Source organism: Bradyrhizobium sp. 31Argb, from assembly GCF_043638955.1.
Lineage (GTDB): Bacteria > Pseudomonadota > Alphaproteobacteria > Rhizobiales > Xanthobacteraceae > Bradyrhizobium.
This window is the reverse complement of sequence record NZ_JBEGDB010000009.1, coordinates 60,689-74,104: the sequence shown is the minus strand read 5'-3', so window position 1 is coordinate 74,104 and position 13,416 is coordinate 60,689. Positions and strand designations below refer to the sequence as shown.

Here is a 13,416-nt window from a genome sequence, read left to right as displayed (position 1 = left end):
ACCGAACCGCCGGATACGGACCCGTACGTCCGGTGGTGTGGGAGGGGCGAAGCCGCGAGGCTTCCCCCTATCCCGATTCGGTGAAGGCTTGTCCCTTCAGGCGGGCGTATTTGGCATCGAGGATCGCGCCGGAAAAGTCGGGCAGATGATCGCGCCAGAGGTCCATCAGGTCGATGTCCCAGTCCGAGTGGGCTTTGCGAAAATGCTCGAGGAAGACGCGCGCGCCGGCGGCCGATTCCGAATCGGCGCGCGGCGAGCAGGCGAGATGAAGGAGCTTTGGCACGCACCTGCGCCTTTCATCCGATGGCCTTGATGACGGTGTCGGCGTTGGTCACGACGGAAACGTTCTGCAGCGCGAAGTTGATCGAGGCATTGTGCCAGTCAGCGTTCATGGTCGAGCAGCAATCCTCCGGCACGATCATGAAGTAGCCCTTGTCGGCGCCGGTGCGGGCGGTGTGCTCGACCGACATGTTGGTCCAGGCGCCGGTATTGATGATCATGTCACGGCCGGTGGCTTTCAGGATGGTTTCGAGCCGCGTGCCCTCCCACGCGCTCATGCGCATCTTCTCGACGACGAAATCGCCCGCGCGCGGCTCTAGCCCAGACACGGGCGCCGCGCCCCAGCTCCCGCGCACCATGGCCTTGCTGTCGACCAGGCCTTCGAACAGCGGCGCGTTCAGCGTGACGCCCGGCGCCCCCGGCTCGACGATGAACCAGACATGGATGATGACGACGCCGCGCGAGCGCGCGACTTCCGCAAGCCGCCGGACATTGTCAACGACGCGCTGCTGCCGCGCATGCGCCGGCGCGCCTGATTCCGCGAACGCGCCGCCGTCCGTGATCACGTCGTTCTGCAGATCCTGGATGATCATCGCGCAGCGCTGCGGATCAAGCCGCATCTCGCCATCGATCAGGTGAGGGGCGGGCGCCGAAGAAGCGGCTGCAGTGCCGCCGCGCCGGCCGCTCATATAGGGCTCGTGGCGCGGACCGACCTTGGTCGGGATCGCGTAAACCGAATGTGTCGCGGTCAGATAGAGCGTACGAAAGTCTGTGCCGCCCCAGGCGAGATTGGCGACAAGTTCGGGAAGACGCACTTTGCCAAGCAGTTCGCCATTGCGCGAATAGACCCAGACGCCGCCGGGCGCGGTGACCCAGACATTGCCGTGCTGGTCGCATTTCATGCCGTCGGGCACGCCGGGCTCGAACTCGGAGCGGATGTTGCTTGCAAAGACGCGCGGATTGACGAGCGCGCCGTCGGCCTCGACGTCGAAGGCGCGGATCAGCGCCTGCACGGTGTCGTTGACATAGAGCGCGCGCTCGTCCGGCGAGAAACAGAGTCCGTTGGGCTGCTCGAACAAATTACGGTCGACGAGCAGGCGGGGCGCGCCGCCGCCGGGCGGCACGCGATAGACACCCTGAAAGCCGAGCTGGCGCGGCCGCTCGACGCCATAGACCGGCATGCGGCCATACCACGGATCGGAGAAATAGATCGCGCCACTCGAATGGACGCAAACGTCGTTCGGGCTGTTGAGCTCCTGGTTCTCGAAATGCGAGGCGAGCACGTCGCGTCGCCCGTCCGGCCGCTCGCGGATCAGCGAGGAGGTGGCATGCTCGCAGACGATCAGGTTCAATTCCGCGTCATAGGTCATGCCATTGCATTTGTTCGAGGGGCGTCTGACCTCGACGACGCCGCGCCGCGCATCCCAGCGCCGGCGCACGTCGGCCGGCATGTCCGAAAACAGGAGATAGTGATCGGTCGGATGCCAGATCGGTCCCTCCGTGAACTCGAAGCCCGTGCCGACCTGGCCGACCGGCGCATAGGGATCGATCAGGTTCTCGAATTCCGGCCGCAGGGTGACGTGCGTCATCGGCTAAAGTCCTCTTGAGCTCACGCCGGGAACCAGCGGCGCTCCGGCAGGCTCTGCACGATCGGGCCCGGCACCTGGTCGTGCAATCGGCCGACCACCGCGCCGCCTTCGATCTTCGCGGGCCGGTCGTGCACCGGCAGCAGATAGCGCGAGCCGCTCAGCAGCTTCTTGATCGCGGCCTTCTCCGCGCGCTTGGTGGTGCCGTGGTTGCCTGTGGTGCGCGGCTCCCAGTCATGGATCTCGTTGAAGGGCGTCACGATCTGGTCGTTGAAATCATAGATCACGTCGCCGCAGATCGTGGCGATGCCGTCGGCAGTGTGAACGTGGATGTTCATCGAGCCTTCGGTGTGGGCATTGGCGGCGTCGCAATAGACACCGGGCATCAGTTCGATAGGGCCGGTGATCTCGAGATCGAGGAAGCGCAGCGCGCCCTTGGTGTGCAACCGGTCGACCAGGTGCTTGATGTCGGGCGCCGGATATTGCGGATGCATCAGGCCGGATACGGAATATTCCAGTTCGCGGCGGTTGAGGACGACGGTCGTGTTCATTGGAAACAGATCGTCCTTGCCGGCATGGTCGATGTGCAGGTGGGTGTGGCAGACGAAGCGCACGTCGCCCATGCGCACGCCGTGACGCGCGAGCTGATTCTCGATCATGTTCTCGTGGAATTGCAGGCCGCGCATGCCGAGCGTCTCCATGATCTGGTTGGAGCGATAGCCGGTGTCGACCACGACAGGATAGGGGCCGCCGAGAATCAGGAAGCCGAGCGTCAGCACGCGTCGGGTGCGGCCGCAGTCGCGCCCGAGCACGAGGAAGCTCGACTCCAGCTCGATATCGCCATAGTCCAGGATCTTGATTTCCAACGGCATCCATTCGCTCCCGATTTCCGATTGATCTTTGTCTTGTGCGGCGATCCTTTGCCGTCATCCGATGCGATAGACGCGCATCGCGGTTGCCCTGAAGAGCGCGTCGCGCTGCTCTCCGCGTAGCTGCACGGTGGCCGCGCGATAGGTGGCTATCAGTTCGCGATAGCTGGTCCAGAGTTTTTCGATCGGAAAGTTCGAGCCGAACAGGCAGCGCTCGGCGCCGAAGATATTGACGGTGTCCTCGATGACCCCACGGATATGCGCGAGGTTATTGCGGTGAATGAAGGTGCCGAGCCCCGAAAGTTTTGAGACCACGTTCGGGCAGCTTGCTAGCCTTGCCATGCCGGTGCGCCAGGCGGCGCGGCCTTCCGGCGACAGGTCCTCCAGCATGCCGGCGTGCTGCAGGATGAAGGTCACGTCGGGGCAGGCTTCGGCGAGGCCGGCGGCATCCGCCATCTGCGGCGCGAACACCTGCAGGTCAAAACTCCAGCCATAATCGGCGAGGCGGGCGACGTTGCGGCGGATCACGGGATCGGCGCAGAGGTCGGCACGCGCGACGAAACGGTAGAGCGGATTTTCATGCCAGTGCAGTTGCATGCGCACGCCGCGCACCAGCGGATAGCGCGCGAGGCGATCGAGTTGCGGGCGCACGTCACTGGCGGAGAAATCGGCATAGGCGACGATGGCATGCGGCCAGCCGTGCTCGCCCGCCGTCTGTTGCACCCAGGCCGTTTCGTCCTCGGAGCGATCAGTAGGCCAGTTGGTCTGCACGTAGACCGAGCGGATCACGCCGGTGCCGGCGAGATCGTCGAGATATTCGCGGATCGGATAGTCGCGGCGAATCGGCTCATAGGGGCCGAAGATGCGCGGCTGCATCGGGCCGGACAGCCAGGCGAGATCCGCCTGCCGCCAGATGTGGTGGTGGGCGTCAACGATGTCGGTCATGCGGCTCTCCTTCCTCCGAGCGACAACAGATGCGATACGACAGCGACACTCGACCCGCCGTCGGAGAGATCATCGACGAAGCGCTCGATCGCGATCAGCGCTTCGGTCTGCGGCCGGAAGCCGGGCCCGCTAGCCAGCGGCGTCAGCCAGCTCAGCGACCAGGCGAGTCGCGACAATTTGGCGACCGCATCGCGCAGCGCCGAAATATCTCCGCGTTCGAGCCCGTCGGAGACCACAACCACGGCGGCGCCGCGCGCGTAGCCGCCGAACCGCGGCACCGCGAGGAACGCCTGCAAGGCGTCGCCGATGCGGGTGCCGCCGTCCCAGTCGCTGACGAGGTGGGCGGCCGCGTTCAGCGCCTGCTCGCGGCGTTTCATCCGCAGGGCGCGAGTGACACGCGTCAGCCTGGTGCCGAAGGTGAACACCTCGACATTGCGCGCAGCCTGCATCAGAGCATGGGCGAGCGTCATGTTCTCCTCGGTGCGCGCTTTCATCGAGCCGGAGACGTCGATCAGGAGCAGGATCTTGCGCGGGCGCAGGCGTCGTTTCAGATGCCCGAGCCGCAGTACTTCGCCGTCATTGCGCACGCTGTCGCGCAAGGTGCGGCGGATATCGGCGAAGGGCCCGCGGCGCGCGCGCATCCGGCGGTGGCCACGGCGGCGCGGCAGCCGCCTCGGCGCTTCGCGCGAGAGCCGTCGCAACGCATCGCTGGTCGTGCCGGGTGCAAAGCGGCGCTCGACCAGGGCCTCGGTGCGGGCGGCGGCGAGGCCGGATTCGTTGGCCTCGTCGGCGAGCGGCGGTTCATCCTCGCCGCGACCATCCTCCTGCAGGCGAACGATTTCCTCGTCTTCGCCCTCGGCGCGCTCGATGGCCTCGCTGCCGCGGAAATGGATGTCGAACAGGCGGTCATAGGTCGCGCGCCGTTCCGGCGGCGGTGCCAGCGTCGCAAGACCCGCGCGGCGGATGTGTTCGAGGCTGCGTGGCCCGAGCAGTTCGATCGCGGCGAGGAAGGCGGTGGTCTGTTCCGGCGCGACGGCGAAGCCGTTGTGGCGCAGTAGCGCGACAAAGGAGATGAATACCTTGATAGCACGCGGCAGCGGCAATTCGTCGGTCACGCGGCAGCCTCCGCTATCAGCGCGTCGAGCCGGGGGGAGATGAAATGCAGGTCCTCCTCGTCCTTCAGCGCGACGCCGATCGATCGCTTGAAGGCATCCGGCCAGCGTGCGCCGCCTTTGTGCAAGAGCGTGGCGGCCTCCGCCCAGTCGACCGCCTCGGCGATGCCGGGTGCCTTGCTCAGCGGTTCGCGCCGGAGCTTGCCGACGGCGGCAACGACGGCGCGCGCGGTCGCTTCGGCGACGCTGGAAGCGCGCATCATGACGATGCGCGCTTCGCGCTCGGCGGTCGGGTAGTCGATCCAGTGATAGACGCAGCGTCGCCGAAGCGCCTCGTGCAGGTCGCGCGTCCGGTTCGAGGTCAGCACCACGACCGGATGTTCAGTCGCGCGCACCGTGCCGCGCTCGGGGATGGAGATCTGGAAGTCGGACAGGAATTCGAGCAGGAAGGCTTCGAACTCCTGGTCGGCGCGATCGATTTCGTCGATCAAGAGCACGGTCGAGTCGGGTGCGCGCAGCGCGGCGAGCATCGGCCGCTCGATCAGGAAGGTCTCGCCATAGATGTCGATGGTCTCGTCGCCGGCCTGCCGGATCGCCAGCATCTGGCGCGGATAGTTCCACTCATAGAGCGCGGCCGCGGCGTCGATGCCCTCATAGCATTGCAGGCGGATCAATTTGCGCCCGAGCACGGCGGCGATGGCCTTGGCGGCTTCGGTCTTGCCGACGCCGGGCGCGCCTTCGAGCAGCAGCGGCTTGCCGAGCGCGAGCGAGAGATAAGCCGCGGTCGCGATGCCGTCGTCGGCGAGGTAATAGGCCGCGCGCAGCGCCTTCTCCAGCGCTTCCGGTGAGTCGATGCCGACGATGTTGCTGCGAACCGGCATGTGTCCTGCCTCTAGCGCCGCGCCTGTGGCCGCGCGCCGCCCTGCGCCTTGATCGCGCGCAGCACCTTCTCCGGCGTGATCGGCAATTCATCGATGCGGACGCCGACGGCGTTGAAGATCGCGTTCGCCACGGCCGGCAGCACCGGATTGGCGCACATCTCGCCCGGCCCCTTGGCGCCGAACGGTCCATCAGCCGCCGGGCGCTCGAGCACCGCGATGTCATGCGGACAGATGTCGCCGGGCCCCGGCATCAGATATTCGACGAAGTCGCGTGGCCCGTGGCTCGGGTCGGGATAATAAGGCTCGGGCGTCTCGTAGAGCGCGTGGCTGATGCCCATCCAGGCGCCGCCCACCAGTTGCTGCTCGACCAGCCGCGGATTGAGCGCACGGCCGAGCTCGTAGGCGCTGTCCATGCGGACCATCGCGACTTCGCCGGTCTCGTCATCGACCTCGACCTCAGCGACCAGGCAGGCATGCGCATAACATGTCGCGGGCGACATCTCGCCGGTTTCAGGGTCGACGTCGGAGAGCGGCACCAGGAAGATGCCGCGGCCGGAGATCGTCTTGCCCTGCTTGAACTGCGCGGCGATCGCCACGTCCTTGGTCGAGATGGAATGGTGCGGCGCGCCCTTGACGTGGATGTTGCCGCGGCCATCGGTCTCAAGGTCGGCGGCGTTCACCTCCAGCTCCTCGGCGGCGGCCTCCATCATCACGCCGCGCGCCTCGCGTGCGGCCATCATCACCGCATTGCCGACGCGATGCGTGCCGCGCGAGGCGAACGACCCCATGCAATGCGGCCCGGTGTCGGAATCGGCGGTGTCGACATAGACGTCCTCGACCGGCACGCCGAGCGTCTCCGCGCAGATCTGCCGCGTCACGGACTTCATGCCCTGGCCGAGATCGATCGAGGACAGCGCCACCGTGAACTTGCCGCTGGGATTGGAATGAACCAGCGCCTGGCTGGGATCACCGCCGAGATTCATCCCGATCGGGTAGTTGATCGACGCGATGCCGCGTCCGCGATGCCTGGTCATGGTCAGCGCCTCCTGGTGCCGAAGACGGAGGAGAAGCGGGCGGCGCCGTGCGAGGGCGCCTGCGGCCGTGGAGGAGGGGGCGGCGGAGGTGGAGGTGGGGGCGGCTCGCGCGAGGCAGGCGGCGCGCGGTCATAGGTCGTCCGCTGCTGTGACGGCGTCGCGGCCGGCGCGTAGGACTCGCGCGGCGTCGGCGGGATCGCCGCGCGGCTGCCGCCGCCGTCCTTGCGCGAGGAGGCGCGCTTGAACTCCTCGCGGATCGGCCATTTGGCCTTCTCGGCGGCGACCTGGACGCATTCGATCAACGCGGTGTTCTTGGCCTCGCGGCGATGCGCCTTCATGTCGCCGTCGCGATAGGCGTTGAGGATGCGGAACTCCATCGGGTCCATGCCGACGAGATGCGCGAGCTTGTCCATCTGGCACTCGATCGCGAAATCCATCGCGGTGACGCCGAAGCCGCGCATCGCGGTCGCGGGCGTGCGGTTGGTGAAGACGCAATAGACGTCGCCATAGACATTGGGGATCGTGTAAGGGCCCGGCAGATGCGCGGCGCATTTGACCGCGGCGTAGCTCGACAGCCGCGTATAGGCGCCGCTGTCGAAATAGGCGCGGATCTTGCGCGCCACGATCCGCCCGTCGCGCATCACGCCATCCTTGATGTAGATGCGCTCGGCGCCGCGCGGCGGACCATATTGCATCTCTTCCTCGCGCCCGAACACGTAGCGAACCGGACGTCCCGTGAGCATCGCGCCGAGAATGGAGAGCGGCTCGGTGAGGGTATCGACCTTGCCGCCGAAGCCGCCGCCGACGGTGCCGCCGATGAAATGGAAGGTGTTCGAGGGCACGTCCAGGATCTTGGCGCAGGTGTCGAGCGAGAAGAACAGCGCCTGGGTCGAGGTGTAGACGATGTAGCGGCCGTTGGTATCGGGCGCGGCGATCGAGCCGTTGGTCTCGGTCGGTGCGTGCTCGATCGGCGACATCTGGTAGCGCTGCTCCAGGACGTGGTCGGCCGTGGCTAGGCTGCGCTCGACATCGCCGAAGCGCAGCTTCTGGTGATCGTAGACATCGTGATAGATGAACGCGTTCTTCGGATAGGTCTCGTTGACAACAGGCGCGCCGGGTTTCAGCGCGTCCTCGACGTCGAACACGGCGGGCAGCGGCTCGTAGTCGATCCTGACCTTCGCCATCGCCTCATAGGCTTCGCGCGGGCTGTCGGCAACGATGGCGACGATCGGCTCGCCCTTGTAGCGCACTTTCTCGACCGCGAGCGACGGCTCGTCGTCCTTGCCGAAATTGATCAGGCTGAGCAGGGTGTTGAGGTTGCGCGGCACGTCGCTGCCGCGGATGATCCGGCGCACGCCCGCCGAGCGCTCGGCCTCGCTGGTGTCGATGCGTCGCAGCCGCGCATGGGCATGCGTGCTGCGAACCACCTTCAGATGCAGCATGCCCTGCAGCTTGTGGTCATCGAAATAGGTCGAGGTGCCCGTGACATGCCCAAGCATGTCCTGCCGCTGCGTGCCCTTGCCGATTTCCTTCAGATTGTCGTCGCGCTCGTCGGCGAAAATGTCCTTGCGCAGTTCCAGCATGGCTTAAGTCCTTTACGCGCGGGCGCGGCCGGTGGAGGCGGCGGCGAGCACGGCGTTGATGATGGGTTCGTAGCCGGTGCAGCGGCAGATATTGCCCGAGATCGCCTCGACGACCTCCGCGCGGCTCGGCTGCGGGTTGCGGTCAAGCAATGCCTTGGCGGCCATCAGCATGCCCGGCGTGCAGTAGCCGCACTGGGCGGCAAAGTTGTCGGCAAAGGCGCGCTGCAGCGGATGCAGGTTCGGGCCGTCCTTGATGCCGTCAAGCGTCTCGACCGAACGGCCGGCGACTGTCTCAGCCAGCGTCAGGCAGGAGAGATGCAATTCGCCGTCGATCAGGACGCTGCAGGCGCCGCAGCCGCCCTGGCCGCAGCCGAATTTCGGCGTCATGTCGCCGATCAATTCGCGCAGCGCGACCAGAAGATTGGTGCCGCCATCGACGAAGATCGCGACGTCGCGGCCGTTGTGTCGGAATTGCAGGGCGGTCTTGGCCATCGTGATCCTCTTGGTGATCCTATTCCTGACCGGACAGCAGACGTCTCAAGTGAACGCCGACGATCTCGCGCCGGTACCAGCCGGAGGCGAGCGCATTGTCGGCGGGCGAGGTGCCCTCGACCGCGGCTGCGGCGGCGGCACCCATCGTCGCAGCGTCGAGCGTGCGTCCTTCCAGCGCCCGCTCGGCGGCACGGGCGCGAATTGGCGTCGGCGCCATCGAGCCGAGCGCGATGCGCGCGCCGGCGATGCGGCCGTTGCTGACAGGCAGATGCGCGGCGAGCGCGATCACGGCGCCGCCCTTCGGCTTGATGCGGGCGATCTTGCGATAGCGGAATGCGTCCGCGGTCGCGGGCTTCTGAAAGGAAACCGCGAGCACGAGCGTGCCGGTCTGCCGGTCGCGCGTCTGTAGGAATTCCTCGATCGGCACGTCGCGGCTGCCAAGGCCGCCCTGCACGGAAATCATGGCGTCGAGCGCGAGTAGCGCGACGGTAAAGTCGCCATATGGATTTGTGGCAAACAGATTGCCGCCGACCGTGCCCATGTTGCGGACCGCCGGCCCTCCGATCGAGCGAGCGGCTGCGTGCAGGAAGGCGAGATCGCGCTCGGCGAGGATGCGGGCAAAGGTGACGCCCGCACCGATCGTGACGCGGGAACCGGTCGCATCGATCCGCGTCAGCGCATGGTCGCTGGCGCGCACGATGGTGGAGATCGAGATGTCGCCTTCGTTCAGCGCGCGCATCACCAGCGTGCCGCCGCCGAGATAGCGCGCGCTGCGGTCGGATGACAGCACAGCGGCGGCCTCGCCGGTTGAGGCAAAGGTCCTTACAGTGACGGTCATGGGCGTTCCTCCGCGCTCATGCAGCCTCCTTCAGATGCCGGCGAATAGCTTCGAAGCCGGCCTGATAGATCTGCTCGGACACCATCTGCGTGATGTCGACGCTGTCCTCGGGCCGCGTGGTGAAGCGCGATTCCCAATGCCAGAAGGTGCGGTCGCCGTCGGTGACGGGCAGCAGGCGGACGTGCGCGACATAGTTGAACATCGGGATCGGCGTATCGAGCAGGCAATAGCTGAAGGACTGTTCAAGGTCGGACAGCGCCAGCAATTGCTCGCGCAGTTCCGCGCCGTCTTTGAGCTTGAAGCGCCTGACGCAGCCGATCTTGTCGGAGCTGTGTGCACGCTCGATCGTGCTGGTCGCAACCGCCGGATGCCAGCGGTCGTGCCCGTTGAAATCGCGGAGCACGCCCCACACCGCGTCGGTCGGCGCATCGATGATCGTGCTCTTGACGATATGCGGCACGCTAGCCTCCGAACGCGCGCTTGAGGGCGTCGAAGCCGCCCTGGAACACGCCGCCGCCGATATTGCCCACGAGCTCGGCCTCCCGCTCCGGCGCGCAGTCGAACTCGGCGGTCCATTCGAGAAACGTCTGGTCGCCGTCGGTCACCGGCGTCAGCCGCAGCGTCGCGACATAATTCTCCACGCCCATCGGCGACTCCAGGATGGAGTAGGTGCAGAACATGTCGTAGTCGGACAGGCCCAAGAGCTTCTCGCGGATGCGGTCGCCATTGCGCAGACGGAAATCACGCACGCATCCGATCTTGTCGGCGGGTTCGCCGCCTTCGATGCGGCTCTCGGCAATTGCCGGATGCCAGTTCGGCAGGCCATTGAAGTCGCGCACGCGGGCCCAGACGCGATCATTGCGGGCATTGACGACGGTGGAGACATAGACCCTGGCCATGGCGCGTGCTCACTCCTTCTTGCGCGGGGGGCGCGGCTCGCCTGTGGCGGGACTTGCGGGCGGCTTGGGTTCACCGCTCTTGCGGGTCGCGGACTCCTTGATGCCCTGCATGTCGCGCGCCTCGCGGATCAGGCCGGGCATCTTGGCAAGGCTGCCGCCCTCGACGCCGATGTCGGACAGGATCGAATCGATCAGCGGCGCCTGCACGCGGTAGCGCAGCGCGGAGTCGATCACCTCGTCGGTGGCGCTGCGGGAGGAGCCATTGCCGTGGCCATTGCCGTTGAGGCCGTCGACCTGGAGGATGCGGATGCCCTCGATCTTCTCCATCGGCTTGACGCTCTCGCGCACGATGCCCTCGATGCGGTCGAGCAGCTTGCGGCGGAACAGCGAGTAGCGCGCCTGGTCGGTGAGCACGTTCTCGGCTTCGTTGAGCAGCCGCTGCGCTTCGGCCTCCACCGCGGCGCGCACGCGCTCGGCCTCGGCGGCGATCCGCGTCTCCTCGGCCTGTTTCTCTGCGAGCAGCACCTCCACCGTCTTGCGGCGGCGCGCGATCTCGCTCTCGCGCGCGGTGACGACGCGCTCGGCGGCTTCTGTGGCGCGCACCCGCGCATCTTCGGCCGCCACCTTGGCCGCGGATTCTTCCAGGGATTTCTGATAGAGGGCGATCGCCTTCTCCATCAATGCGGTCTCGACGTCCTTCTCGCGGTTGACTTCGAGCCGGCGCAGATCGCGCTCGCGGCCGACGCGGGCCTCGTCGAGGCCGCGATCGGAGGCGATGCGGGCGCGTTCGACCTCCTCGCGGGAGCGATCTCGGCCTCCTGCAGCGACTGGACGCGGGCGACCTCGAGTTGCTCGATGGAACGGCGGCGTTCGAGCCGTGCTGCCTCCAGCGCCTGCTCGCGCGAGACGTCGGTGGTCTCAACTTCCTTGCGCGCCACGATTTCCGCCTGCCTGACCTGGCGGTCAGCATCGATGCGCTCGGAACGCTTCACCGACAGCGCGATCACGCGCTCCTCGTCGGCGATCTCGATCGTCTTCTTCTGGTCGATATTGAGCACCTCGCGTGTCCTGGATGAAGCGATGCGCTCGGATTCCAGCGCAAGTTCCACCCCGATCCGTTGGCGCTCGATCGCGTCGCGTCGCTTGAGGTCGGCTGCCTCGATCGCTTGGGTACGCGCGATTTCGAGGGCCCTCGTCTCGCGTTCGGCCTGGATGCGCTCGGCCGCAACAGCCTTCTCCTGCGCGATGCGTGCAGCCTCGATGGCTTCGCGCGAGGCGATGTCGGCTTCCTCGACGGCGCGGTTGCGCGCGATCTCCAGCGAGCGGATGCGTTCTTCCTGGGCGATACGGGAGGCCTCGGTCGTTTCGCGCGCGGCGATGCCGGCGACTTCCAGCGCCTGGTTGCGCTCGATCTCCAATTGCCGCGTATTCTGCTCGGCGGCGATTCTCTCGGCCGCAAGAGCGCGCTCGCGGGCGATGCGCGCTGCTTCCACTGCGCGCTGCGCCTCGATCTCCGCTTCCTGGATGGCGCGCACCTGCTGGATCTCCAGCGCGCGGGTGCGTTCGTCGGAGGCGATGCGCTCGACATTGACGGTCATGGTCTGGCTGATGCGCGCCTTCTCGGTCGCCTCCTTCGCGGCGATCTCGGCTTCCTCGACCGTGCGCGTGCGCTCGATCTCGCGCCGCCGGGTCTCTTCCTCGTTGGCGATCCGGGCATCGGTCACGACGCGATCCTGCTGAATGCGCGCCTTCTCGATCGCCTCACGTGCCGCGATCTCGGCTTCCTCCACCGTGCGCATACGCTCGATCTCGCGCTGGCGCACCTCGCGCTCGGAGGCGATCCGCGCGGTGTCGACCGAGCGCTGGTTGGCGATCCTGGCTTTCTCGATCTCCTCGCGGGCCAGCAGTTCCCGTTCTTCGACCGCGCGCGTCCGCTCGATCTCCTTCTGCCGGGTTTCGCGTTCAGAGGCGATGCGTGCCTCGGTGATCGCCTGTTCGTTGGCGATACGTGCCTTCTCGATCGCCTCGCGTGCGGTGATCTGGGCCTGCTCGGCCTCGGTCTCGCGCAGCGCGCGTTCGCGCGCCACTTCGGTGCGCTGCAGGGCGCGGCGCATCTCGATGTCGCGTTCCTGCTCCAGCCGCGCCGTCTCGCTCTCGCGCTCGATCTCGAGCGCCTGCCGTTCGGCCTCCAGGTTGCGGGAGCGGATCTTGATCATCGAGTCCTGCTCGATGTCGTTGCGCAGCTTGCGCTTGGCCTCGATGTCCTCCATCAGGCGGGTGAGACCTTCGGCATCGAAGCGGTTCGAGGGATTGAAGAACTCGAGATCGGTCTGATCGAGGTCGGTGATCGCGACGGATTCGAGCTCGAGGCCGTTCTGGGCAAGCGCTTCGGCGGCGGCGGCCTTGACGCGGGCGACATATTCGCCGCGTTGCTCGTGCATCTGCTCCATCGTCATCTCGGAGGCGACCGAGCGGATCGCGGAGACGAACTTGCCGGAGAGAAGCGTGTGGAGCTGTTCCGGCTCCATGGTGCGGCGGCCGAGTGTGGCCGCCGCGATCGAGACGGCCTCGCGGGTCGGCTGCACGCGGACGTAAAAATCCGCCTCGATATCGACGCGCATGCGGTCGCGGGTGATGACGGCGTCCTGCCTGGATCGCACGATCCCCATCGGCAGCACGTTCATGTTGACCGGCGTGTAGTCATGAATGAAGGGCAGCACGAAGGCGCCGCCATTGATCACGACGCGCTCGCCGAGGAAGCCGGTGCGGACGAAGGATACTTCCTTCGACGAGCGGTGATAGAGCCAGTTGACGATGTAAACGATGACGACGATCGCGACGATCGCGACGATGAGCCAGAGGATCAATTCACCAATCAGAATCCCTGACATCTTAACC

Annotated in this window: 11 protein-coding genes and 2 pseudogenes; all 13 read right to left on the bottom strand. The window is 66.5% G+C overall.

The genetic code is table 11. The annotated features are described in order from the left end of the window. Positions 1-73: 73 nt before the first annotated feature. A pseudogene (locus AAFX91_RS03425) lies at positions 74-283 on the bottom strand (NAD(P)H-dependent oxidoreductase); the annotation flags it as partial. Between the two features lie 13 nt (positions 284-296). Further along, on the bottom strand, positions 297-1,868 hold the full coding sequence (locus tag AAFX91_RS03420) for an isochorismatase family protein (RefSeq protein WP_130583881.1): 1,572 nt from the start codon (positions 1,866-1,868) through the stop codon (positions 297-299). A 20-nt stretch (positions 1,869-1,888) separates the two neighbouring features. After that, the gene (locus AAFX91_RS03415; RefSeq protein ID WP_130583880.1) at positions 1,889-2,737 is read right to left on the bottom strand and encodes an MBL fold metallo-hydrolase; all 849 of its coding nucleotides are present in this window, start codon (positions 2,735-2,737) and stop codon (positions 1,889-1,891) included. Positions 2,738-2,791: 54 nt separating this feature from the next. Beyond that, complete coding sequence (locus AAFX91_RS03410) at positions 2,792-3,679, bottom strand: amidohydrolase (protein WP_130583879.1); 888 nt, start codon at positions 3,677-3,679, stop codon at positions 2,792-2,794. Next, complete coding sequence (locus AAFX91_RS03405) at positions 3,676-4,794, bottom strand: VWA domain-containing protein (protein ID WP_394565542.1); 1,119 nt, start codon at positions 4,792-4,794, stop codon at positions 3,676-3,678. Before AAFX91_RS03405 ends, AAFX91_RS03410 begins: the two co-directional genes overlap by 4 nt. Then, positions 4,791-5,672: an AAA family ATPase gene (locus AAFX91_RS03400; RefSeq protein WP_394565541.1), complete on the bottom strand. Its 882-nt coding sequence runs from the start codon at positions 5,670-5,672 to the stop codon at positions 4,791-4,793. The genes AAFX91_RS03405 and AAFX91_RS03400 overlap by 4 nt, the downstream gene beginning before the upstream one ends. Positions 5,673-5,683: 11 nt before the next feature. Continuing rightward, positions 5,684-6,706: a xanthine dehydrogenase family protein molybdopterin-binding subunit gene (locus AAFX91_RS03395; RefSeq protein WP_394565540.1), complete on the bottom strand. Its 1,023-nt coding sequence runs from the start codon at positions 6,704-6,706 to the stop codon at positions 5,684-5,686. A 2-nt stretch (positions 6,707-6,708) separates the two neighbouring features. After that, positions 6,709-8,289: a xanthine dehydrogenase family protein molybdopterin-binding subunit gene (locus tag AAFX91_RS03390; protein ID WP_394565539.1), complete on the bottom strand. Its 1,581-nt coding sequence runs from the start codon at positions 8,287-8,289 to the stop codon at positions 6,709-6,711. A gap of 12 nt (positions 8,290-8,301) precedes the next feature. After that, the gene (locus AAFX91_RS03385) at positions 8,302-8,781 is read right to left on the bottom strand and encodes a (2Fe-2S)-binding protein (protein ID WP_130582371.1); all 480 of its coding nucleotides are present in this window, start codon (positions 8,779-8,781) and stop codon (positions 8,302-8,304) included. A gap of 19 nt (positions 8,782-8,800) precedes the next feature. Then, entirely contained in the window at positions 8,801-9,619 is an 819-nt protein-coding gene (locus tag AAFX91_RS03380; RefSeq protein ID WP_394565538.1) for an FAD binding domain-containing protein, read from the bottom strand. A gap of 16 nt (positions 9,620-9,635) precedes the next feature. Beyond that, positions 9,636-10,079, bottom strand: a complete 444-nt coding sequence (locus AAFX91_RS03375) for an SRPBCC family protein (RefSeq protein WP_130582373.1) — start codon at positions 10,077-10,079, stop codon at positions 9,636-9,638. A 1-nt stretch (position 10,080) separates the two neighbouring features. Next, the gene (locus tag AAFX91_RS03370; RefSeq protein WP_225116590.1) at positions 10,081-10,518 is read right to left on the bottom strand and encodes an SRPBCC family protein; all 438 of its coding nucleotides are present in this window, start codon (positions 10,516-10,518) and stop codon (positions 10,081-10,083) included. Positions 10,519-10,527: 9 nt separating this feature from the next. After that, positions 10,528-13,409, bottom strand: a pseudogene (locus tag AAFX91_RS03365) (flotillin domain-containing protein). Between the last annotated feature and the right edge of the window lie 7 nt (positions 13,410-13,416).

Excerpts from the sequence above, each read along its gene's own strand:
- AAFX91_RS03385 (WP_130582371.1), bottom strand. The coding sequence starts at position 8,781 with ATGGCCAAGACCGCCCTGCAATTCCGACACAACGGCCGCGACGTCGCG.
- AAFX91_RS03370 (WP_225116590.1), bottom strand. The coding sequence starts at position 10,518 with ATGGCCAGGGTCTATGTCTCCACCGTCGTCAATGCCCGCAATGATCGC.
- AAFX91_RS03400 (WP_394565541.1), bottom strand. The coding sequence starts at position 5,672 with ATGCCGGTTCGCAGCAACATCGTCGGCATCGACTCACCGGAAGCGCTG.
- AAFX91_RS03420 (WP_130583881.1), bottom strand. The coding sequence starts at position 1,868 with ATGACGCACGTCACCCTGCGGCCGGAATTCGAGAACCTGATCGATCCC.
- AAFX91_RS03395 (WP_394565540.1), bottom strand. The coding sequence starts at position 6,706 with ATGACCAGGCATCGCGGACGCGGCATCGCGTCGATCAACTACCCGATC.
- AAFX91_RS03410 (WP_130583879.1), bottom strand. The coding sequence starts at position 3,679 with ATGACCGACATCGTTGACGCCCACCACCACATCTGGCGGCAGGCGGAT.
- AAFX91_RS03380 (WP_394565538.1), bottom strand. The coding sequence starts at position 9,619 with ATGACCGTCACTGTAAGGACCTTTGCCTCAACCGGCGAGGCCGCCGCT.
- AAFX91_RS03415 (WP_130583880.1), bottom strand. The coding sequence starts at position 2,737 with ATGCCGTTGGAAATCAAGATCCTGGACTATGGCGATATCGAGCTGGAG.
- AAFX91_RS03390 (WP_394565539.1), bottom strand. The coding sequence starts at position 8,289 with ATGCTGGAACTGCGCAAGGACATTTTCGCCGACGAGCGCGACGACAAT.